The organism is Streptomyces nitrosporeus (assembly GCF_008704555.1).
In the GTDB taxonomy this organism is placed as follows: Bacteria; Actinomycetota; Actinomycetes; order Streptomycetales; family Streptomycetaceae; genus Streptomyces; species Streptomyces nitrosporeus.
In genome coordinates this window covers 7516975-7536847 of record NZ_CP023702.1, presented here as the reverse complement: position 1 = coordinate 7536847, position 19873 = coordinate 7516975, and the positions used below count along the sequence as shown (strand labels likewise).

Here is a 19873-nt window from a genome sequence, read left to right as displayed (position 1 = left end):
CCGGGAGCAGCGCCCCGGCGGTGGCCGACCAGCGGTCCGGGGGTCGCACCGGTCCGACGGCGCCTGCTCGGCGCCGAGTACCGGCACCGGACCCGCGACGGCCGGCGCCGGACACCGCAGCCCCGTCGGCCGGCCGTCCTGGACGGGTCCGCCGGCCTGCCGTGACCGCGTCGTCGCGCACCGCCTGCCCTTCCACACACCGGGAGCGAACTGTGGGATACACCCGGGCCGACTGGTCCGCGCACTTCTCCGAGGGCCGCGATTTCCGACAGCTCGGGGACGACGAGAAGAGGCTGATCGCCGAGCACGCTCCGCCGCCTGCGGGCGGCCGGGCGCTGGACGCCTGCTGTGGAACCGGTGAACTGGCCGCCTTCCTGGCCACGCTCGGATACACCGTCGACGCCACCGACTTCGCCGAGGGTGCCCTGGCCCGGGCCCGTGCGGAGCGCTCCACGGTGGAGGGGGTGCGCTGGCTGTGTCTGGACGTCGAAGAGGACGACCCGGCGGACCTGCACGAGGACGGCTACGACGTGGTGACCCTGCGCATGGCGGTCGCCTTCGTCCGGGACCGCTGTCGTGTCCTGCGCGGTCTGGGCGCACGGCTGCGCGAGAACGGCACGCTCATCGTCATCACCCCTGTCGTGGAGCGCACCCCCGAGGAGCGGCGGCACATCGCCCTGGACGAGGACGAGCTCGTCCTCCTGACGGAGGGCTTCGAGGAGGCCGTCCGTTTCGACGCGGCGGGTATGGCGGTGCTGGTGCTGCGGAAGCCCGGTGGTTCGTTCGCCTCTCTGGAGAAGGGCCGGCCCGGGCCCCAGGCGGTGGCCGGCGCCGCAGCGGTGGTCACCGATCCGTCCGGCAGGGTGCTGCTGGGCCGTTCCGTCCGGAACATGTGGGAGGTGCCGGGCGGCCGGATCGAGACCGGTGAGTCCGCGCAGGCCGCTGCCGTGCGGGAGCCGGCGAAGGAGACGGGGCTGGCCGCGCGTGAGGAGGACGCCCACGTCCTGGCGGTCCTTCACGACGACCGCGCGGACGTACGCCGCATCACCGTCGTGGTCCGGATCACCGCCTGGGAGGGTTTGCTCGGTCTGCCCGAGCCGCACCGGTTCCTCCCGCTGGGAATGGCACGATCCGCACACCCTGGCCACCCTGGGGGGCTTCTTCGCGCCCACCGCCCAGACGTTGCACGCGGTATGGCCGGGAGTGCTGCCCGGGCTGGTGCCTGTCCACTCCTACCCGTGCGCCGCCGCCGTGCCTCCGGTGGCAGGCGAGCCCGGCCAGACCGTACGGCTGCGCACGCGGATGGCGGAGTCCGTCGTCCGGGGCGGCTGGGCCCCCTCCCCGCGGGTCCGGGCCGCGCTGCGTGAAGTGCCCCGGCACCGCTTCGTCCCCGAGGTCCCGCTGGAGACGGCCCACCACGAGGACCTCGCCGTGGTCACCGTGCGGGACGCCGCCGGGGAGGGCATCAGTTCAATCTCGGCGGCCTGGCTGCAGGCCGACATGGCCGAGCGGCTCCGGCTGGAGCCGGGCATGAGCATGCTGGAGGTCGGGGCGGGCGGGTACAACGCGGAGCTGATCGCTCATGTCGTCGGGGAGCGTGGCCGGGTGGTGACCGTGGACATCGATCCCCATGTGGTGCACCGTACGAGGCGGCTGTGCGCGGAGGCCGGGAGCGGCCGGGTCACCGCCGTCCTCGGTGACGGCGGTCCCGGTGCGCCGGCCCACGTCCCGGCGGGCGGGTTCGACGGTGTGGTCATCACCTACACCGCGTCGGACCTCGCTCCGGCCTGGCGGGACCAACTGGCCCCGGGCGGGCGCTTGGTCGTGCCGCTGCGGCTGAGGGGTCACACCCTCTCGGTCGCCCTGGTCAGGCAGCACGACGGCACCCTGGTCGCGGAGCACTGGACGTACTGCGGTTTCGTCCGGGACCAGGGCGCCGCGGCGCGCGCCGTGCCGGCCGACCCCCTGGCCGGCGGCGCGGTCACCCTGCGGTGGGAGAGCGGTGTGACGGGTGATGTCCCCGGCTCGAGGAGGCCCTGCGCGGACCGCGGTACGAGCTGGCCACGGGTGTCGTCGTTCCCGGCCTGTACTCGTTCGGGACCTTGCGGCTCTACACCGCGACCACCCAGCAGGGGTTCTGCCGCCTGACCGGGTCGAAGGACTCGGCGCTGGTGGCGGGGCGGGACGCGGCCGCGATCGCAGCCGGCGGGTCACTCGCCTACCTGACCCACCTCAGGGTCCACGACGCGCCGGATCCGGCCGACCGCCTCTGGGAGTTCCACGTGCACGCCTACGGGCCGGACGGCCCGGCCCTGGCCGAACGGCTCGCCTCGTGCGTACGGGCCTGGGACCGGCATGTGCGCGACCGCGGCTACCCGCCCATGACCGTCTGCCCCGCCCGTACCTCCGACGGCCGGCTGCCTCCCGGCGACGTACTCGACCTGCCCTCCGCCCGGCTGGTCCTCCGCCGGCCGGGCCGTGGCCTCCGGACGTCCGGTACGGGTGCGCCGGCCGGGACCGCCGCCCCGGCGGCGAGGACATGACTGTCCGGGCCTGCGTGCCCTTCCGCGGTGCGTACGAGTGGCCGCCGGTGTCCGGGGCGGGCGTCGCCGCCCTCGGGCACCGCGCCGGCGGACCTGTCACCGGAGGCCTGCTCGCACCGCTCACCCGGCCCTCGTGGCGCTGGACGCCGAGCGCGCCGTTCTCGCCGGTTCGTCCATGGAGTCGAGGTAGGCGGAGAGCAGACCGGCGGCGTACAGCTGGGCCGTTCCACGGGACACGAGGTGGCGCCGCCACCCTTCCAGGGTCCCGGCCAGCGCGTCGAGGCTGCCCGCGTCGCGGAGTTCTCCGAGAACGGTGGCGATGGTGCCCAGGGGCCGGCCTCCCCGGCGCAGCAGGTGTGCCAGTTCGGCGTCGCGTACGTCCTGCGCGAGGTACCGGCGGTGCCCGAGCGGGTCACGTCGTGGGGTGAGGACTCCAGCGCGTTCCCACGCGCGCAGGGTGGCCGGGCTGAGGGCGAGGTGGCGGGCGAGTTCACCGATGCTGTACGGCGTCCGGGTGCCGGCCGCTGTGTCCGGGGCGGAGGTTTCGAGGTGCGGGAGTGCCGCTTCCACGGTCCGCAGCGTGTTGCGGTCGCGAGCCAGGAGGGCGTGTCCGTCGTCGATGTGCTCCAGTGCTTCGTCGAGCCGGCCGCCGGTGACGGCACGCATGATGCGCCGGCCCGTCGAGTGGCCGAAGGCTGGGACGAGCGCCAGGTAGGCCGCGAGGCCGGCGGCATGGGTGGCGGTGTAGTCCCGGTATCCCGTCCGGCTGCGGCGGGCCGGCGGGATGATGCCGGCGTCCTCGTAGTTGCGGACCGCCTGCGTGGAGAGGCCGTGACGGCGGGCCAGGTCCACGGGCCGCATATGACCTCCGGTTGAGGGTTCTGGCGCGGATGGGCGGAGTGTTCGTCGCAGAGTCTCCACCAGGTGTTCAAGGATACGATTCATGGTCATGGTGCAGAGCCCGCACACCGTGTCCGGTGACTTCGATCTGACGATGGATGAACTGCGCGTCGTTGCGCGTTACGTGGTCCGCCACGCGGAGGACGTCCTGCCGGTCTTCGAACAGGCTGTTCCCGGTGATCCCCGCCCCCGTGCGGCGATCGACGCGGCCTGGGTGTTCGTCAACGGTGCCGCCAGGACGAAACTGCAGCGCGTCGCTTCCCTCGACGCCCATCGGGCCGCCCGGGCCGCGCCTTCGGAAGCCGCGCGACTGGCCGCGCGATCCGCCGGTGACGCCGCCTCGGCCGCGTACACGCATCCCCTCGCCCAGGCCGGTCAGGTCGGCCACATCCTGCGGGCCTGCGCGAGCGCCGCGCGTATCGGGGAGATGGAGGCGGGTGGTGATCCCGCGGTCGGGGCCGCTCTGCTGGAGCGGTCGCGGCAGCGTGCGACACCGGTACTCGTCGACGTGTTGTGCCGCTACCCGCCCGCGGCGGACGGCGGCAGCCGCGTCGCCCGGCTGATGAGCGCTCTGGACCGTTCCCTGCGCCGGGGGGCTGACCGGCCGCCGGCGCCCACCGCGGCGAGCGGCCCTGAGACGCGCGGGAAGGAGCGCACGCCGTGATCCTCCCGAAGGTCCGCGATCCCCGCTTCGTGACGGTCCGCCGTGGCGGGACTCTCACCGATACGGATCACCGCCTCCTCGCTCTGTGGGCTGCCGCCTGTGCGGAGCATGTCCTGGGCCTCTTCGAGTCGGCCCGGCCCGAGGATCCGCGGCCCCGTCAGGCGGTCGAGCACGCCCGGGCCTGGGCGCGCGGCGAGGTCGGGATGATGCGGGCCCGTGCGGCGGGCGGTCATGCGATGGGGGCGGCCAGGGACCTGCGTGGGGCGCCGCGGTACGCCGCGTACGCCGCCGGCCAGGCCGGGGCCGTCGCCCACGTCGCCGCGCACGAGCTCGGTGCGGCCGCCTACGCGATCAAGGCCGCACGCGCAGCGGCGCCGGCGGGTGAGGGCGGGACCGCGGGACGGCTGGAGTGCCGGTGGCAGCGCGATCGGCTCCCGGAGGCGGTCCGCGAGCTCGTGCTCGATGACCAGCGGCTGCGCAACGACATCTGCTGGTCGGTGTTCGACCGGTGAGACCGAACCGTGGCCGGCCTCTCGTGGCCGGCCCGGTGAGGGCACCGGGTCCCATCCACGCGGTCGCCGCCACCGTGCTCTCCTTGCCGTGCTCTCCTTGTGGCCCGCCGCCGGCCCGGCCGGTCCTCGCGTCCGGGCCGGGGCACGCCCTCCCCTCGGGGAGGAGGGCTCCAGGACCGGGGAGGATCCCGTTCTTCGCCCGGCTTCCGGACGGACAGGTTCGCGTCCTCCCGAGCCGTGGGCGGCAGGGGCGCTCTTCTGAAGGGCGGGCGGCCCAGGCTCATGAAGCTGTGACCGCTGTCCCGTGGGCGGCTTCGTCCACGTGCGTCGGCGGCGCTCGTGCATGCGTTCCGGAGGCGGTTGGTGACCGCTCCGCCGAGAGAAGTCCTTCGAGACCGTGGCCGCCTCCGGTCGCCGTGGCCGGGCCGGCCTCGCGGGATCTCTCCGGCGTGAAGCATGCGTGGGCCCGGCCCGGCGGCCCGCGAAACCCGGGAGCCCCGCCGGGTCCCCGCTCCCCCGGCGGGATCCCGGCGACGGGTGTCACGCCGGCCCGGCCGGCGGGTGTCGTCAGCGGTCGGTCGGGAGCACCCGGTCCAGGCCGCTCTCGCGCAGGATCCTCCGGACGGTGCCGTCCAGGGTGGCGGCGGCGTCGATGACGGTCTCCAGGGCATCGGGCAGCAGGTCCTTCTCCCGGTACCAGTCGCTCAGGTGGTCGGCGGTGACCTGTCCGAGGTACTCGGCATCGGGCTTCGTCCTGTGCCTCAGCACCGTCTCCGCGTAGGGCACGTCCAGGTAGTAGCAGAGCGAGACGCCGCGGTGGGCGCGCACCAGGTCCTGGAGCATCGTTCCGTAGCGGTCGGCGTACAGGATGCCCTCCACGACGACGTGGAAGCCGTTGTCCAGGGCGTAGCGGGCGGTGAGGCCGATCAGGCCGATGTTCGCCGCCCCGGGCCGGTCGTGTTCGCGCAGCACGGTCCGGCGCAGGTTGTCCTGGCCGACGATCGCGAGGTTGCGGCCGAACCTCTCGCGCAGGCCGGCCGCGACGGACGACTTCCCCGAAGCGCTGTTGCCGCGGACCACGATCAGCCGCGTGTCCCGCGTTCCCACCGCGCCCGGCGCGGTCCCGGTCATACGCCGTCGGTCCTGACGCTCAGGTGCGTCCGGGGCCCGTCGAAGTGCTCCCATTCCACGGCCAGGCGGAAGCGTTGGTGTGCCTCCAGTCTTTCCGGGTCGGCCGGCTCCTGTCCGCGCCGCACCCGGGCGTCACCGGACTCCACGAGGTCCGCGAGGGCGAGACGGATCTCGTCGGCGTCGCGGCCGGTGGCGACCGCCAGGCGGTCGAGGGAAGTGAGCACCTCCTGCGGTTCACCCAGATCGTCTACCAGGTGCGTGATGAGCGCGTTGACGAGCGGGCCGGTGTACGTCGTCCGGCGGGCCCGGTCGAGCCGTCGGGTGAGTTCGGCGTCCAGGGGCAGCAGGTCATCGGGCAGCGGCAGTACGGCGGGCATCGTCCACCGGGTGCCGTCCGGCGTCTCCTCGCGGTACGCCAGTCCCCAGGCCAGATAGAGCTCGGACAGGTCCCTCACGGTCGCCGGCACCGGGAAGCCGGCGGCCGTGAGCATGGCGCCGAAGCTCTTCCAGCGTTTCGCCTCGGATGCTTCACGGCCCTCCGGCGCGTCCTCGTAGTCCCATTCACCGTCGGGCCACGAGAACGTGAGCTCACCGTCGAGATCACCGCCGATCATGTGCCAGTCGCCGTCGAAGATCTCCTGCAGGAGGTCGTCCAGGGAGCCGGTGAAGCCGGACTGGCTCGCGGTGCCGATCAGCATCGTCAGCGGGAAGCCCTGGCGGGGCAGCACGTGTTCCCAGCCCGAAGGCCACCAGCCGTTGTGGATCGCCATGTCCCGGCGCGGTCCGGGCACAGACGGGTTCTCAGTCATCCGCAGTTCTTCCTCGGAGGGCCGCCGGTACCGGCGGCGTGGGCACTGGGTGCGTGAAGTGTTCTCAAGGATGTCCGACCCGTGCCCGGTGGAGGGACGCGATGCGCGGTCCTGCGCACCGGCGGGCACGGCCGTGGTCCGTGCTCTTCCCGGCGCCGACCGGCCTCCGGTGGAGTCCGCGGCCGGGATCGCCCCGGACCGCCGCACGGCGTCGCGTGGGCCGATGCCGCCGTAGCCGTACATGAACACGGCATGGCCTCCGTGACCGAAGAGGAACTGTCCGAGGACGTCGCCTGTGCGGCTCTCCGGGCGCCTCCGCGCACCCGGCTCCCGCACAAGCGCCGCCTGTTCCGCGGCCTGGTCGGCCGGTCCCGGATGGGCGGGACGGCGTCCAGCAGGGGTAGGAGCCGGGTGACGTCGTGGCGGTTGGCGCCCGTGAGCGTGACGGCCGACGGGGCACCGTGGCGGTCGACGATCAGGTTTCGGGGCTCGGACGTGTGAGCCGTCAACGGCGCGGTCGTCCACGTCCAGGAGGTCCGCTCGCCGGAGCTCGGCCAGCAGAACTGCATGCAGTCGAGGCCACACACCGGCCTCGGTCCAGTCCCGCAGTCTGCGCCCTGCCGTCACTCCGGAGCAGCCCACGGTCTCTGCCGGCACGTCACACCGAGCAACACCGGTCCGCAGCACGTACAGAGCACCTGCGAGCGCCGCCCGATCCGGAACACGCAGCCTTCCGGGTAGCGACGACGACGCTCGGGAGCGGGCGGTAGCAGCGGCGCGGCGCGCTCCCACAGGGCATCCGGAACAAGATCAGCATGCACCGCACAGACTGCCGGTCAAGATCGTCAGACACAGAACCCCGGACTGCTGAAGCCTCGGTACGATCGCCCGGTGGTTTCGTTTTGGCAGGATCGGCGTACGGCCGATGCCGCTTTCACCGCAGCCTGTACTGCAGTCGGTCACGGCCCCGACGAGTGCCATGAGGAAGCTGCTGGGACGGCCTTCTGGTGGACCGACAGCCTTCCTGCGTGGCCCCACGGGGTGATCGTGTTCTGGCGCCACGGTCGGGGCTGGCGGCTCGTCCCCCTGGATCGTGATGAGAACCTACTCCGGGACGACACTGAGCAACTGCCCTGGCCGGCCGATCTGCCACCGGATGAGGCCGCTCAGCAGCTCGCGGAACTGCTTGCCGGAGACCCCCTGGCATGAGGCCGCCACCAGCGCAGCTGCCATTCTGGAACGATCAGCTGACGAAAGGCATGGAAGCGTCCCCGGCTCAGGCGGTGGGCGCCGGGCCGGGGACGGGGGACGTCCCGTCAGGCGGCTTCGCGTAGGCCCGGGGTGTCCTGGGCCGACGTGGACGGTTCGTCCGCGCGGGCTTCGTCCTGGCGCTGAAGGTGTTCCACCAGCTCCTTCAGTTCGGTGTTGCGTCCGGTCGCCATCATGAAGATCATCTTCAGGTCGCCGGAGAACGCGGCCCCAGGATCGGTGAAGCCGACCGGAAGGTTCCGCTCGAAGATGAAGTGGCCACTCCAGGCGAAGCTGAAGAAGGCGCCGGGTACGGCCCACAGCAAGGCGGGACGGCGGCGGCGCCCGGCCATGGTCGCGGCGCCCACCGCCGCGGCCATCCCCGCCACGTGCATCCAGCGGCTCGCCTCGCTGGTGTGGCCGCGCATGTACTCCTCAAACCGCTGGTCGAACTGCCTCATGCCGTCTCTCCGTTCGTCGGGCGGGATTCCGTGCTGGACGGGCTCGGCGCGTGGCGCGCGAGCGCGTTCCGATAGGTGCTGCGCAGCAGCGGGTCGGCCACCACGCCGCGTTCATGGCGGGAGCCGAAGAGCCTGCGGTACTCGGCGAAGAAGGCGCTGTCCTGGTGGAGGAAGAGCACATCGTGGACCGCCATGTTCCGCAGGGCCAGCACAGGGACCGGGCTTCTCGACACCGGGAAGCGGGGATTGCGTGCCGCGGGCTCGGGGCAGGCGGGATGGAACTGGCCGAGCATCAGTCCCGCACGTGCCAGTTCCCTCTTGCACTCCGCCTGGGCGGCATCGAGCAGGGGCCAACCGGCCGGGGGCAGGTCGGGCAGGACCAGCAGGAGGGTGCGCATCGTCGGATTCGCCTGCGGCCAGCGCTGGGAACGGAAGTCGTGCACCATGTCCCTCACCACGGCCCGTACCCCGTGCGCGTCAGTGTGCGCCATGCCCAGGCGTGAGCGCAGGATCAGGGTTCCGGCTTTCAGTGCGGGCGCGACGAAAGGACAGACCGGGCCGTTTCGCCCCAGTTCCTCGTGCGGCTGGGCGATGTAGGACTCAAGCCATCCGCGCACCACGGCTTCCGTCCGGGCGGCGTCGTCGGCCGGCGTGGCGCCCGAGCGGGCTTCGCCGTCGGCGCCGCCCGCGAGGTCCGTGGCCCGGGCAGCCGCCGTGGCCCGCGTGGACCCGGTGCCCACGTTGCCCGTCTCCGCCGTGGCGGGGGCTTCGCCCATGGCGATGTGGGGGCAGGCGCTCGTCGTGGCGGCCCCGTGGCCGGACGGCATCAGCGGTCACCGTCCTTCTCGCCCCAGAAGCCGTCCCGCGCCCGCTCCGTGAAGTCGTCGCCGCGCGCCTCCAGCACCCCGGTGCCGCCGGGCAGCAGGGTGGTTCGCACGAGGGCCAGCCCCGCCTCGCGGAACAAGCCGGCTATCTCCTCCTGGGTCCTCTCCCGGCCCCCTGTGAACAGGGACATCATGTAGAGGTCCATCAGCGCCCCCCACTGGCCGCTGGGTCCCGGGACCGTGCCGTGCCCGTCCTCCGCGTCGGCCAGATGGTCGACGACGACCACCCGGGCGCCAGGCCTCATGGCGCGCCGGCAGTTTTGCAGGACGAGGCGGCAGGACGTGTCGTCCCAGTCATGCAGGATGTGGCGCAGCAGGTAGAGGTCGCCGCCGGCGGGCAGGCTGTCGAGGAAGTCGCCTTCGACCAGCTCGCACCGGTCGGCGAGTCCGGCATCAGCCACCCTGCGGGCCGCCGCGGGCAGCGCAGCTGGGAGGTCGACCAGCACCCCGCGCACTGCGGGGCGGTCTTGCAGCAGGCCGGTCAGCAGCGCGCCGTCCCCGCCGCCGACGTCGACGACGGACAGTGGGCCGGAGAAGTCCACCCCCTGGAGAAGGCCCCGCAGTTCCAACGCGAGCCCGGTTTCCTGGGACCGGTCGAAGATGCCCCGCAGCCAGGGGTCGCCGTCCAGGTGCGAGAAGAAATCCGTGCCGAAGACATCCGCGAAGGCAGGTCGTCCGCTGCGGACCACTTCAGTGAGCCGCTCCCAGGCGGGCGCCATCGTCGTGGCGACCAGGAGGGCGGTCGGCAGGGCCGAGGCCGGAGCGTCGGACCGCAGGGTCTCGCCGAGCGGCGTGAGGCCGTAGCTCTCGGCTCCGTCGCCCGGTCCCCGGCGCAGCACGCCGAAGGAGACCAGCGCGCGCAGGAGACGGGAGAGCAGCGCCGGGTCGGCCCCCGTGGTTGTGGCCAGTTCCGCCGCGGTCGGCGATCTGTCGCCGATCGCGTCCGCGAGACCCAGTTCGGCGGCGGCGCAGACGGCCCGTGAGCGCACGTGACCGTAGATCATTTCCCGCATCCGCCAGGCGTGGGACGCCCGCGTGCCGTCGGGCACGGCGACCGCCTCGGGGCGGCCCGTGCTCGGTGCCGTCACCGCGGATCCTTCGTGAGGACGCTGCCGGCCTTTTCCTCCCGTGGTGCCGCGCCCACCTCGACGAACAGGCCGTCACGGGGAATCAGCGCCGGGATGCCGCCGAACTGCGGACGGCGCGTCCGCAGTTCGAGCGTGGTGCGCCGGGCGAGCCGCGACAGCGCGGCGGGCAGGACCACCGAGGCGATGTTCGCGCCGATGCACCGGCGCCCTCCGTATCCGTAGGGCAGATACTCGAACGGGGTGGGAGCGCGGTGCCCCTCCCGGGAGGTGTCCCAGCGTTCCGGCAGGAAGCGGTCCGGCTCCCGCCAGACCGCGAGCGAGCGGTGCGTGATGTACTCGCTCACCGCCACCAGGCTGCCCCCGGGGATCAGATGGCCCTGGAAGCGGAAGCTCCGGACGCACCGGCGAGGGCTCATCACCACGGGCGGGTGCGTGCGGAGGCTCTCCTGGACCACCCACTGCGTGTAGCGCAACTCGCGCACTTCGGCCGCCGAGGTCGCGTCAGGCGCGGGCGCCGCCGACGCCTCCTCGCGAAGCCGCTGCCAGACGCCCGGTGTGTTCAGGGAGTTGTAGACGGCCCAGCCGAGGCCCGAGCCGACCGGGTCGTAACCGGCGATCAGCGCGCTGACCACCATGTCGCGTACTTCCTGGTCCGACATCGTGGGGCCGTCCGCGGAGAGCATCACTGAGATCAGATCACCTGGACCGTCGGCGGGCGGCTGTCCCTGGACGCCCGGATCCCCAGCGGGCATCCGCCCCTCGGCGCCCCGCCCGCCGGGGTCGCGCTCTCGCCGCCTGCGCCGGATCTCCTCGTAGATGAGCCGCTCCACGGCCGCGATCGCGTCCAGTGCCCTTCTGCGCGCGGTGCTGGGCAGCTTCCAGGCGATCAGCTGTTGCGGCAGCGGACGGTCCATCAGCTCGTGGATCCGCTCCAGCTCGGTGGCCAGGTAATCCTCCCGGGCCGCCAACCGTTCGCCGCAGAACTGGCGCAGCATCGCGCTGCGGATCGCTGAGCGCAGAGCGCCGTGGACGTCCACGTGCTGTCCGGGGCGCCAGCTGTCGATTGTCGCGTCGATGGACGCCAGGATCAGCCGGGTGCTCTCTTCCGCCCCGCCGCGGTGGAACGAGGGCCTCGCTTTGCGCTTGCGGCGGGCGTGCGGTTCGCCGTCGGTGGTGACCAGGGCGGTGTTCCCGGCGATGGGCCGCAGCATGTCGTAGGCGCCGCTGAAGCGGAAGTTGTCCTCGTTCTTCATGACCAGGGCGTTGGCGTCCGGTCCGAAGAGGAAGTGGGTGCGGGTGGGGCCGATACCGAAGGCACTGACCGGACCGTAGGTGTCCCGGAGGTGCTCCAGGCCTTCCGGCAGCGAATGCTGGAAGGCCCGGCCGGCACGGAAGAGCTGTGCGGGAGTCCGAGGGCTGGGAATGGCGGGCATGCGTCGTGTCCTTCTGGTCCTCGGGGCCGCCCGGTGAGGGCGGGGTCAGGTGGCCGGGGGTGAGTTCGGGCGGCACCGCGGCGGGCGGCTGTGTCAGGGAGAGGTCGCAGTCGTGACGTCGCTCCGGCGCCGGGAGTCCAGCGCCAGAAGGTCACTGCCGAAGAGCAGGGCGGCCCCCAGGGCCACCCCCGTGACCGAGACCCACCCGGGTGAGTGGAGCACCAGCACCGAGGCGAGAAAGGCCGTCGACAGCAGCATGTCGACCTTGAGCACGGCGTTGGCCCGGGCGGTCTGCAAGGCCCTGGCCATCGCTCGGCACTGCACCAGCGCCGCCACCGTCCACAGGAGCGCCCACAGGATGCGGGAGGGAAGCAGTCCGGCGGCCACGAACACCGCGGGCGAGAGGTACCCGATCAGCGTCATCACCGTGGCTGCCCGCGCGGCGGCCGGGCGGGTCGCGAAGACCGTCGCCGACGTACGCAGCCCGGCCTCACGGTCTCCGTCGAAGTCCGGGAGGTTCTTCACCATGCCCTTGGCCGCGAACCACACCACCAGGAAGCCGAACAGCGCCCAGGTGGTGCCCTCCGGCGCCTGAGGCCCTCCGGCGGCGCCGAGCAGGAACGGGCCGAAGACCGCGAGGCTGAAGGCCAGCAGTCCTACCACGGGCCCGTTCTTCAGCCGTAGCGGACGGAATGAGTACTGGTGCGCCCCGACCAGCAGTAACAGCATCAGCGGGAGCAGTGAGACGCCACCGTAGGGGATGGTCAGGACGATCAGCAGGCCGGATATCGCGTGGCCGGTCCACAGGGTCCGGCGGTGTCCGACCCGCAGTACCAGCCAGACCCGCCCGGGAAGATTCCGGCTGTCCTCCGCCAGATCCGTGTAGGCGTTGTAGAGGTTGGCCATCAGCCCGTAGATGAATGCCATGATCATGCCAAGGAAGAAGGCCGGGGAGACCGTACCTCCCGCAGCAGCCCAGCCGAGTGCAAACGCCAGATTGCCGGGCACGCAGGTGCGTGGGCGGCCCAGCATGAAGGCGATGCGCGCGGTCTCCGGCCACCCCGCGCTGCCCGGGGTGCCGCGCACCGCCTCCTCGCGCTGGGCCGGGCCGAGGGCGGCGAATTCCTCAGGCCCCAGGACGCGAGGCAGCGGGCGTTCGGCCGACGCCGTCACGGGGCCGGTATGTTCTCGACGCGGCCCGAGCCGCCGTACGGTGCAAGCCCGCAGCAGGCCGGCCGGGCGACCGGTGGTGCCAAGGGCGGCTGTCCGGGATTGAGCACGATACGCCTCCGTGGTGAGCCGTTTGGTGTCCTGCGTCCATCCGACACCAGGCGGCTCTTTCCGCACCAGGGCGATGATTCGGCCACGGCGGCCATGCACCTGATCAGTGACTGTGTGTTCCGAGGCGGATGAGCGCCGGGCTCACGCGCCTCTGCGCCGCGGCCGAAGAAGCCCGGGAGGCCGGCCGCCGCGCCCCTGGCGGACCATGCCGCACCCCAGCACGCCGGATCCCGGGATCTTCCGGGGCGGAGCCCGCCGGCACCCCGTACCTGCGGTCTCTGTGCCCTCCGGCAGACCGGACGGCCCGTACGGAAGTGGTGCGCGATGCCTGCGCTCTCCCGGCCCGCGGGTCCCTGGGGCATTGGGCAGCAGCCCCCGTCCCGCTCGGATCGGGCGGGTTGCTGCCGGACGTGTCTCTGCGTTGCGCGATTGTCCAAAAGTGACGCTCCGGCTTCCGCCGCCACGGCCGGAGCCCGCCCGGCTGCTTTCGTCGCCGAGGGCGTGACGCGGACGCGCCTCGGAGGCCGCGCAGCCCGTCGCGGCTTTGTCTCCCTGGCCTTCGACGTGCGTCTGGGCGCAGCCCGTTCAGGCCCTCCACGACGGCGGTGTACGGTCCGGCGGCGAGGTCCGTCAGGGCCCGGGCCCGTCGGTGCTGCGGGTCCTGTGGGAATCCCGCACGGACGGGGAAGCACTCGATGCCACCGCCGGACGCCTGCGCCGCCTTCAGGACGCGTTCACCGCAGCAGCGACCGGGTCGCCGGTCCAGGCGCTGTACTCCCCGAGGTGGTGGAGATGCGTACGCGTGAGCTGACGAATGCTGTTCATGGCGTCCGGGCTCTCACGAGTTGGTGCCTGATAGCGGGTAAGACGTGTTTCACCTGGTCGTGGCCTGTTCTCAGGTGTCGCGGGTGGCTGCGGCATCGTGCATACGTCCAGGTCGCAGGGCATCGTTCCATGACGTGCGGCCCCGCCGACCGGCAACCGCGGTGGCCTTCATGGTGTTCCGCTTCTTCTTGCCCGGCACGAACGCACGGCGACCGCCGCGGTTGGCCGGTGGTCTGCGGACCTGGATCCCGGCGGCGTCCAGCCGCGGCTCGACGCCTTCGGCCCGGGCACAGGCGAACACGTCCGGCAGCGTCCGCAGACGCAGGCCGGGGCGGTCGGGGACCGCGCACCCCCGCTCGGCCAGGAGGCGACGTGTCTCCCCGAGCGCGCGGGGTGACGGTGGAGCGGTCGACACCGGACAACGGGCCCGGGACCGAGTGCGGCAGATCATGGCGCAAATGGATCAGCGTGGCCACCGACCGGTCGACGGACACCAGCTGGTGACGGGCGCCGGCACCCGCACCCCGCTTCCTGGCCCCGCCTCGTGCGGCATGGCGGCGGCCTTCGCCACCGGCCCGCCACGGCGCGGCCTGCTCCCCGGTCAAGCACGCCAGACGATGCCGCGAGATTCCGGTGGACAGCCGATGCGCCAGGACCGCCGATTGACCATGACCGCCGCAACCGGGTCATGCCACCTGCCGGCAACGACGCCTCACCCGCTGTCACGCACCGACTCGTTACGGGAGAAAGAGCGGGATCCCGTCGCCGATGGCCCGGGGGCCGGCTCTGAGGATCTCCGAAGCTGTTCGCCCTCGTTGGTACTCTCCGTGTCTACGGCGAGACGGGGGACAGATCGTGGGAGCAGAACCACCGGCCCCTCCGCGCCGTGGGATCAAAGGGGCCGGTTCCGGCTTTCTCATCGGCGGGCTGACCACGGTGGCGGCCGTTACCGCGATCGGGAGGGCATGGGCCGCGTGTGACATCGGCGTCGGCGCAGCGGCCAACAGCACGGCTCTGCTGTTTCTTTCACCTCTTGTATGGGTCACCACTGCGGTTTCGTGGGTGGTCCTGCACAGCACCCTCGGAAGACGTCATCGCGGGACGGCCCTGGCCGCGGGGCTCGTCTTCACCCTGTGGTTCACCTGGTTCCTTGTCACATGGCTCGGCATGCCGGACTCCTACCCCAGCCCGTTGTGCCCGGGCAACGTCCCACCCTGGTGGCCGGACTTCGTCCCGGCATGACTCCGGCTCGGCCTGTGGAGGACCTCGGCGCCCGTACCCGGGGGGCCCGCCCCGGCCGGCCACCGCGCACCGGCTGTGCCCGGGTGCGCGGTGGCCGGCCCGGCGGAACAGTGCGCCCGGGGTTCCGCGCCAGGTGCCGTGCACATCGCTCCCGGGAAGCGGGCCGGGAGCGGTGGCGGGCCGGCCGGTTCAGGGGGCGGGCTCGCGTGGGCACGGGTCCCGGCCCCTGGGCGGTGAGCCGGTGCGCGCGTCGCCTACCGCACGGCGACGTAGTCCCCGGTCGACGACCTCGCTCCGGAGGTGGAGTTCCCGTAGTACGTCCACCGCCATGTCCCCGGCCCGGTTGCTTTCACCGTGGCCTTGAGCGCGCCCGTACTGTTCGACGTCGCTTTCCCGACCGTCCTGTACGAGGAGGTGCCCGCCGCTTTGAACTGCAGGCTCACCGTGCGGCCCGCGTACCCCTGGTACGTGTGGGTGTCCCAGTTCGCCCGTGTGACCCGCCCGGACACGGTGATCGTCTTCCCTCTCGCGACCGGCTCCGGCGAGGCGTTGACGGTGACGCGTGTGGCCCGCTTGACCTGCAACGGGAGGTTCTCGTCGTCGGTGTCGTGGGCGTCACCGGCGAGGAAGACACGGGCGGCGGTCCTCCAGGTCCCGGCGTCCTCGTTCCCGAAGTCGAGGTGCCGCGGGTCTATGTACAGCCATTCCTCGAAGTCGCAGATCCCTTTCGCCTTGTTCACGATCTCGCAGTCGCTGCCGATGACGGAGCTGTGCAGGGTGTCTCCGCCGTCGGGCCTGCCCCGGTAGGGGAACACCGTCGGACCGGAGTCGTATTTGAGTTTGGTCGTCATCCGGAAGACCGCATGCACCTCGACCTCCTCCTTGACCCCGATCACGATCGGCTTCCCGCCGTTCACCGCGACCCCGGTGAAGGAGACCCCTCCCTCCGCCGCGCCGGCCGGCACCGCCGCCGCCCCCGCGAACGCGACGGCCACTCCACCGGCCGTCACCGCTCTCCACACCGTCTTCCCCATCTTCGGGCCCGTCCTTTCCCGTACAGCCTGGACCGAGCGCGTAGGAGCACCGGCCAGAGGTTCGTCCTCGCGGCTGACTGGAGGACAACGGAAGGCTGTACGCGGTTGTATGCGGTGCGGCAACGATTTGATCACCACGACGCCGCCCTGGCCGGCTTCACCGCGCATCACCCGTCCCAAAGGCTGCCCCGTAATCCCTGGCGGGCGTGCGACGACAGCCACGGCACCTCGCGGCGTTGTCGGAACGTCCGCATACTCCCCCAGTGGCTTCGCCCGGGGGTACCCCCATACGTACGCGAACGCCCCTCCGCCTTGCGATGCTCCCCCACAGCCTGAACGGCGCGGGAGGGACCCCCACCGTCTGACGCCGCACGCTGCTCCACCACGGATTACGGGACAGCCTTCAGGAGCCACAGGTGGTCGAAGTGCGCCGTTCCCGGGTGAGCCCGGGTGGAGGCGAACAGCACGTCCGCCGTGCTCCCCGGGACGGTGGCGAAGGCGTGCGGGGTGTGCGGCGGCGCCTACGGCTTCCGCGGGGCTGGAATCGTGGCCCTGCCGGGAGTACGGGTGTCTGGACTGCGGACGGAGGCGGCCGGTGACACCGTCCGCCCCGCGGTGGCGGAGGGTGCCCGCGGTGGGCTGTGGAGCGGCGGATAACGTGCGGGCATGGCGATGACGGAGAAGCGGCGGGTCCTGTACCGGCAGGGCACGGGGTTCTGGCGGATGACGGCGAAGTGGGTTCTGGTCTTCGGGGCCCTGTACCTGTTGGACGGCGGGCTGCTCCGGTCGTGGGGCGACGCTCTGGTCTGGCCGATGATCGGGGTCCTGCTGTGGGTGCCGTTCGGGATCGGCGTCGTCTGGTACCCGAAGAAGGACCAGCGTGTCGAGCTGACGGCGCGTGGACTACGGGTACGGCGCAAGCGGCTGCCGATGGAGCAGGTGAACCTGCTGCATGTGGCACGGCTGTGGCTGGAGGGCCGGTCGACCGCCGACGACCAGCCGGTGCCGGAATGGAGGCGGTTCGACCGGGTGGTGTGGGTGCCGCTGCGGGACGGCCGGGCGTTCGGCGTGGAGTTCCGCGACCCGGCCGCCTTCGCCGAGGTCTTCGGCGCCTTCGCGGTCGAGGCGTGCGGCGGGCCCGACGTCGTCCGCGCGAGGGCCGCAGCGGCGGCCTACCCGGATCCGCTTCCGATGCGGCCCCGCTCCGCCGGTGACGCGGGCTCCTGGCCGGACCTCCTGGACGTCTTCAACTGACTTGATCCTGTCGGGGATCTTGGTGGGCCGGGCTCAGGTTCCGAGGGTTCGCCAGGAATTCGACCGGGGCAGGCCGTTATGGTCCAGGAAGGTCGTGAAAGCGGTCGGCGGTCTCGGTGGCGATGCTTCCTCGGCCGCTGACCGGCTGCTGAGCCGTTCGATGTTCACGGCGATGGCTGTAAGTACGTGTTGCAGGGGGCTCTTGTCCTGTTCTCGGTAGCGGCAGCGGCGGATGCCGTGTCCGTGGGCGGACTCATCGATGGTGCCCCCCACTCCGGAACGGACCGCGTAGCAGGCCTTCCGCTCGGGTGTCTGCTGCTCCGCGCGGACGCGGACCTGCAGGTCACGGAGTTCTCGCGGGGGAAAGCCGGTTACGGGAGCTGGCGCACCGGGGGCGGTCCGGACAGGGCCGGCACTGGCCTTTGGTGAACCGAGCCACGGTCAGAGGTGCTGCGGTGGGCGAGACGTCGGGTAGGGCCGTGCCGGCCCTGCCCGTGACCTGACCCGGCACTTAACGGTACAGCTCCCTTCGGACCGCGCCGAGGAAGCGCGGTGGCGGGCTCGGCCGGGACAGCCTCCGGATCGGCGCTTACGAGCGTCTTCGCGGTCCTCCGCCCGTCGCCGCGCGGCGCAGAGGGCTGGCCGAGCGGGTGTTCAAGCGCCGTCGGCGACGCCACAGGAGAAGGGCGAAGGGAACAAGCAGTGCCGGCAACAGACGGATCGCCCAGGTACCTGCCGAGACGGGCTTCTCCGCCGGTCCAAGGCCGGCAACCGCCTGACGGGGGGTGGGAGCGCCGAGCCAGACCGCGTCGCCGCGGCCGGTGACGGACGGGGCGCGGAGGGACCGGTCCACGCTCGCGGGGAGCGTGGCGAACTCGGTCCCGAACCTTTCCTCCGAGAGTTCGCGGAGGGGCACGCTGGTGAAGTCCACTCCGCCGTAGACGTACCTCCTTACATAGGTTGTGCCGCCGCTAGTTGTCCGGTCGGTGACCTTGAACTCGCCCTTCATGTAGGAGTCGACGTGCGCGTCGAAGGTGTCCCGTGGCTTCCAGCCGTCCGTGATGCGCCATTCGGTGATGTCGCCCGAGTTCACGAGCTCGCCGTAGGCGGTGTCCTTCCTGAGGCTCAGGTCGCGGTACCACTCGGCGGCCACCCGGGCGAGGTAGACGCGGCGTAGGGCGGCGTACTCGGGAGCGGTGTTGATGGCCTTCCTGAGCCTTGGCAGGAGCAGAGTTCGTTCCAGGTGTTCGTTGTGTTCCTCGGTCGCCTGGTCCTGACGCAGGCAGGAGGGGGCGCCGGCGGCCGCCCCGTCGTCCGTCTCCGTCTTCACGTCGAGGGGCGCGTCGAGGATGTACAGCTTGTCGTCGTCCTGGTAGACCGTCGCGGGCGCGGGCAGGATCCAGTTGCGGGACGATACGCAGTCGCCCCGGATGCCGTCCCAGTAGCGCTTGCCGAGCGGGGTGTGCGGATGGATGAGCTTGCCCACGGTCTTCTTCATCTGCAGATCGGCCTCCAGCAGGACGCGTCCGGCATCTGTGCGGCCGAGCTGGTCGTCGACGATGCGGTCGGGTTCGTCGGGGTGGAGGTTGACCCAGAAGCTGTGGGGGTGCAGGGACAGCCAGACGAAGAAGGCGTCGGAGGTCTGGGTGGCGGCCGCCAGGCCACTGGACGGGCGGAGGTCTCTGCCGGAAACGTTCACGGCGGCACGGAAGGCATGCTGCAGTCCACTGCCGTCACCGGGGTCCGCCAGGTACTGCAGTTGCAGGGAGGAGAAGTCGATGCCGCCGGTCGTCTCGGACGGCGGCTCCGCCAAAGCCTTGCCGAGGCCGGTGTCGGCGGTGTCAGTGGCGGTGCTTTCGGCGCACTCCGGTCCCATGGCGCCCGCCTGGGGGACGAGGACCAGCCCGGCGCGGTGGTCGTGCCGGCCGCAGTGGCCTCCTCGGCCGCTTCTCATAACCTTGTTGGCCTTCGCCGCCGTCTCGTACCTGTGCTTGGTGTTGCCTTCCTTGAGCGCGTCCTTCCGTTCCTTCTCGGCCGCGAGCTCTTCGCGGAAAGCCGGGTCCTTCGGCAGTACCTGACTCGCCTCGGTGAGCAGCCGCGTCATCTTGCCGTGGTAGTCCCCCACTCCGTGCCGCGCGCTGAAGATCCGGTCGGTCGTGGCCGGCAGCTTGCGATCACATCTGGCTTCGCAGGGCGAGAAGTCGCTGTAGACAGTGAAGAGACGCTCGCGATCCGGCACGCCGTAGTAGGCCATGAGGGCCAGGATCAGTTCCTCGGCGTGCAGACGGCTCATGACGAGCTTCTTCCCGCGGAAGACGGACCGGTCGTTGGCCTTCTTGATGATCATGACTTGTTCGATGTGCGGCCGCTCGTCGAGGCGAAGCTGCCGGTGGAGTTCGGGGGCGTTCTCGGTGATGTCCGCGACGTCGACGACCTCATGTCCCTGCGTGCGTACGCCGTCCAAGCCCGTGATGTCCACGAATCCCATGGCCAGCACCCTTCCCACTTCGTTCGGGCTGGCGATGTGGATTGCCTTTCTCGCGACGTATGCCATCCGCCCGACA

The 19873-nt window shown here is 71.8% G+C and carries 18 protein-coding genes and 2 pseudogenes; 6 read left to right on the top strand and 14 right to left on the bottom strand.

What is annotated here, in order from left to right; translation table 11 throughout:
* Positions 1 to 212: 212 nt before the first annotated feature.
* From CP967_RS35005 to CP967_RS34995, 3 genes are read left to right on the top strand one after another with little or no spacing between them, the layout of a single operon-like run.
* Positions 213 to 1367: a bifunctional class I SAM-dependent methyltransferase/NUDIX hydrolase gene (locus tag CP967_RS35005; RefSeq protein WP_229888596.1), complete on the top strand. Its 1155-nt coding sequence runs from the start codon at positions 213 to 215 to the stop codon at positions 1365 to 1367.
* Positions 1261 to 2148, top strand: a complete 888-nt coding sequence (locus tag CP967_RS35000; protein ID WP_244338988.1) for a class I SAM-dependent methyltransferase — start codon at positions 1261 to 1263, stop codon at positions 2146 to 2148. Before CP967_RS35005 ends, CP967_RS35000 begins: the two co-directional genes overlap by 107 nt.
* Complete coding sequence (locus CP967_RS34995; protein ID WP_150491584.1) at positions 2103 to 2543, top strand: class I SAM-dependent methyltransferase; 441 nt, start codon at positions 2103 to 2105, stop codon at positions 2541 to 2543. The genes CP967_RS35000 and CP967_RS34995 overlap by 46 nt, the downstream gene beginning before the upstream one ends.
* A gap of 120 nt (positions 2544 to 2663) precedes the next feature.
* Here CP967_RS34995 and CP967_RS33575 read toward each other — a convergent pair whose 3' ends face one another.
* Positions 2664 to 3404 carry a MerR family transcriptional regulator gene (locus CP967_RS33575; protein WP_150491583.1) on the bottom strand — a complete coding sequence of 247 codons (741 nt, stop codon included), beginning with the start codon at positions 3402 to 3404 and terminating at the stop codon, positions 2664 to 2666.
* 82 nt (positions 3405 to 3486) lie between these two features.
* Here CP967_RS33575 and CP967_RS33570 point away from each other — a divergent pair, with 82 nt between their 5' ends.
* A complete protein-coding gene (locus CP967_RS33570; RefSeq protein ID WP_229888594.1) occupies positions 3487 to 4107 on the top strand; it encodes a putative immunity protein in 621 nt (206 codons plus the stop codon).
* Positions 4104 to 4619: a putative immunity protein gene (locus CP967_RS33565; RefSeq protein ID WP_150491582.1), complete on the top strand. Its 516-nt coding sequence runs from the start codon at positions 4104 to 4106 to the stop codon at positions 4617 to 4619. Before CP967_RS33570 ends, CP967_RS33565 begins: the two co-directional genes overlap by 4 nt.
* Before the next feature lie 567 nt (positions 4620 to 5186).
* On the opposite strand, the gene CP967_RS33560 is transcribed toward CP967_RS33565, so the two are convergent.
* The 11 genes and pseudogenes from CP967_RS33560 to CP967_RS33505 all read right to left on the bottom strand — a co-directional run bounded on the left by CP967_RS33560 (position 5187) and on the right by CP967_RS33505 (position 16055).
* The gene (locus tag CP967_RS33560) at positions 5187 to 5750 is read right to left on the bottom strand and encodes a P-loop NTPase family protein (protein ID WP_150491581.1); all 564 of its coding nucleotides are present in this window, start codon (positions 5748 to 5750) and stop codon (positions 5187 to 5189) included.
* Positions 5747 to 6559, bottom strand: coding sequence for a DUF6042 family protein (locus CP967_RS33555; RefSeq protein WP_150491580.1), 813 nt, complete (start codon positions 6557 to 6559; stop codon positions 5747 to 5749). The genes CP967_RS33560 and CP967_RS33555 overlap by 4 nt, the downstream gene beginning before the upstream one ends.
* Before the next feature lie 338 nt (positions 6560 to 6897).
* A pseudogene (locus CP967_RS33550) lies at positions 6898 to 7380 on the bottom strand (transposase); the annotation flags it as partial.
* 283 nt (positions 7381 to 7663) lie between these two features.
* Positions 7664 to 7792 carry a hypothetical protein gene (locus CP967_RS35170; protein WP_268253056.1) on the bottom strand — a complete coding sequence of 43 codons (129 nt, stop codon included), beginning with the start codon at positions 7790 to 7792 and terminating at the stop codon, positions 7664 to 7666.
* An 83-nt stretch (positions 7793 to 7875) separates the two neighbouring features.
* Entirely contained in the window at positions 7876 to 8268 is a 393-nt protein-coding gene (locus CP967_RS33545) for a DUF962 domain-containing protein (protein ID WP_150491579.1), read from the bottom strand.
* On the bottom strand, positions 8265 to 9095 hold the full coding sequence (locus tag CP967_RS33540) for a DUF6875 domain-containing protein (protein ID WP_150491578.1): 831 nt from the start codon (positions 9093 to 9095) through the stop codon (positions 8265 to 8267). The genes CP967_RS33545 and CP967_RS33540 overlap by 4 nt, the downstream gene beginning before the upstream one ends.
* Positions 9095 to 10240 carry a methyltransferase gene (locus CP967_RS33535; protein WP_150491577.1) on the bottom strand — a complete coding sequence of 382 codons (1146 nt, stop codon included), beginning with the start codon at positions 10238 to 10240 and terminating at the stop codon, positions 9095 to 9097. Before CP967_RS33535 ends, CP967_RS33540 begins: the two co-directional genes overlap by 1 nt.
* Positions 10237 to 11673 carry a cytochrome P450 gene (locus CP967_RS33530; RefSeq protein ID WP_150491576.1) on the bottom strand — a complete coding sequence of 479 codons (1437 nt, stop codon included), beginning with the start codon at positions 11671 to 11673 and terminating at the stop codon, positions 10237 to 10239. Before CP967_RS33530 ends, CP967_RS33535 begins: the two co-directional genes overlap by 4 nt.
* A 93-nt stretch (positions 11674 to 11766) precedes the next feature.
* Complete coding sequence (locus CP967_RS33525; RefSeq protein WP_150491575.1) at positions 11767 to 12846, bottom strand: UbiA family prenyltransferase; 1080 nt, start codon at positions 12844 to 12846, stop codon at positions 11767 to 11769.
* 1009 nt (positions 12847 to 13855) lie between these two features.
* Positions 13856 to 14432: pseudogene (locus tag CP967_RS35320) on the bottom strand (transposase family protein); the annotation flags it as partial.
* Between the two features lie 843 nt (positions 14433 to 15275).
* A complete protein-coding gene (locus CP967_RS33505) occupies positions 15276 to 16055 on the bottom strand; it encodes a hypothetical protein (protein WP_150491572.1) in 780 nt (259 codons plus the stop codon).
* A 666-nt stretch (positions 16056 to 16721) separates the two neighbouring features.
* On the opposite strand from CP967_RS33505, the gene CP967_RS33495 reads away from it, so the two are divergent.
* The gene (locus tag CP967_RS33495) at positions 16722 to 17309 is read left to right on the top strand and encodes a hypothetical protein (protein ID WP_150491571.1); all 588 of its coding nucleotides are present in this window, start codon (positions 16722 to 16724) and stop codon (positions 17307 to 17309) included.
* Positions 17310 to 17342: 33 nt separating this feature from the next.
* On the opposite strand, the gene CP967_RS33490 is transcribed toward CP967_RS33495, so the two are convergent.
* Together CP967_RS33490 and CP967_RS33485 are read right to left on the bottom strand one after the other, a co-directional pair.
* Entirely contained in the window at positions 17343 to 17651 is a 309-nt protein-coding gene (locus CP967_RS33490) for a transposase (RefSeq protein WP_150492170.1), read from the bottom strand.
* Positions 17652 to 17898: 247 nt separating this feature from the next.
* Positions 17899 to 19797, bottom strand: coding sequence for a hypothetical protein (locus CP967_RS33485; protein ID WP_150491570.1), 1899 nt, complete (start codon positions 19795 to 19797; stop codon positions 17899 to 17901).
* Positions 19798 to 19873: the final 76 nt, after the last annotated feature.

Bases quoted from the DNA above. Each gene is read 5' to 3' on its own strand.
- CP967_RS33560 (WP_150491581.1), bottom strand. From the start codon at position 5,750: ATGACCGGGACCGCGCCGGGCGCGGTGGGAACGCGGGACACGCGGCTG.
- CP967_RS33545 (WP_150491579.1), bottom strand. From the start codon at position 8,268: ATGAGGCAGTTCGACCAGCGGTTTGAGGAGTACATGCGCGGCCACACC.
- CP967_RS33530 (WP_150491576.1), bottom strand. From the start codon at position 11,673: ATGCCCGCCATTCCCAGCCCTCGGACTCCCGCACAGCTCTTCCGTGCC.
- CP967_RS35170 (WP_268253056.1), bottom strand. From the start codon at position 7,792: ATGGCAGCTGCGCTGGTGGCGGCCTCATGCCAGGGGGTCTCCGGCAAG.
- CP967_RS33570 (WP_229888594.1), top strand. From the start codon at position 3,487: ATGGTCATGGTGCAGAGCCCGCACACCGTGTCCGGTGACTTCGATCTG.
- CP967_RS33505 (WP_150491572.1), bottom strand. From the start codon at position 16,055: ATGGGGAAGACGGTGTGGAGAGCGGTGACGGCCGGTGGAGTGGCCGTC.
- CP967_RS33575 (WP_150491583.1), bottom strand. From the start codon at position 3,404: ATGCGGCCCGTGGACCTGGCCCGCCGTCACGGCCTCTCCACGCAGGCG.
- CP967_RS33485 (WP_150491570.1), bottom strand. From the start codon at position 19,797: ATGGGATTCGTGGACATCACGGGCTTGGACGGCGTACGCACGCAGGGA.
- CP967_RS33495 (WP_150491571.1), top strand. From the start codon at position 16,722: ATGGCGATGACGGAGAAGCGGCGGGTCCTGTACCGGCAGGGCACGGGG.
- CP967_RS33540 (WP_150491578.1), bottom strand. From the start codon at position 9,095: ATGCCGTCCGGCCACGGGGCCGCCACGACGAGCGCCTGCCCCCACATC.
- CP967_RS33555 (WP_150491580.1), bottom strand. From the start codon at position 6,559: ATGACTGAGAACCCGTCTGTGCCCGGACCGCGCCGGGACATGGCGATC.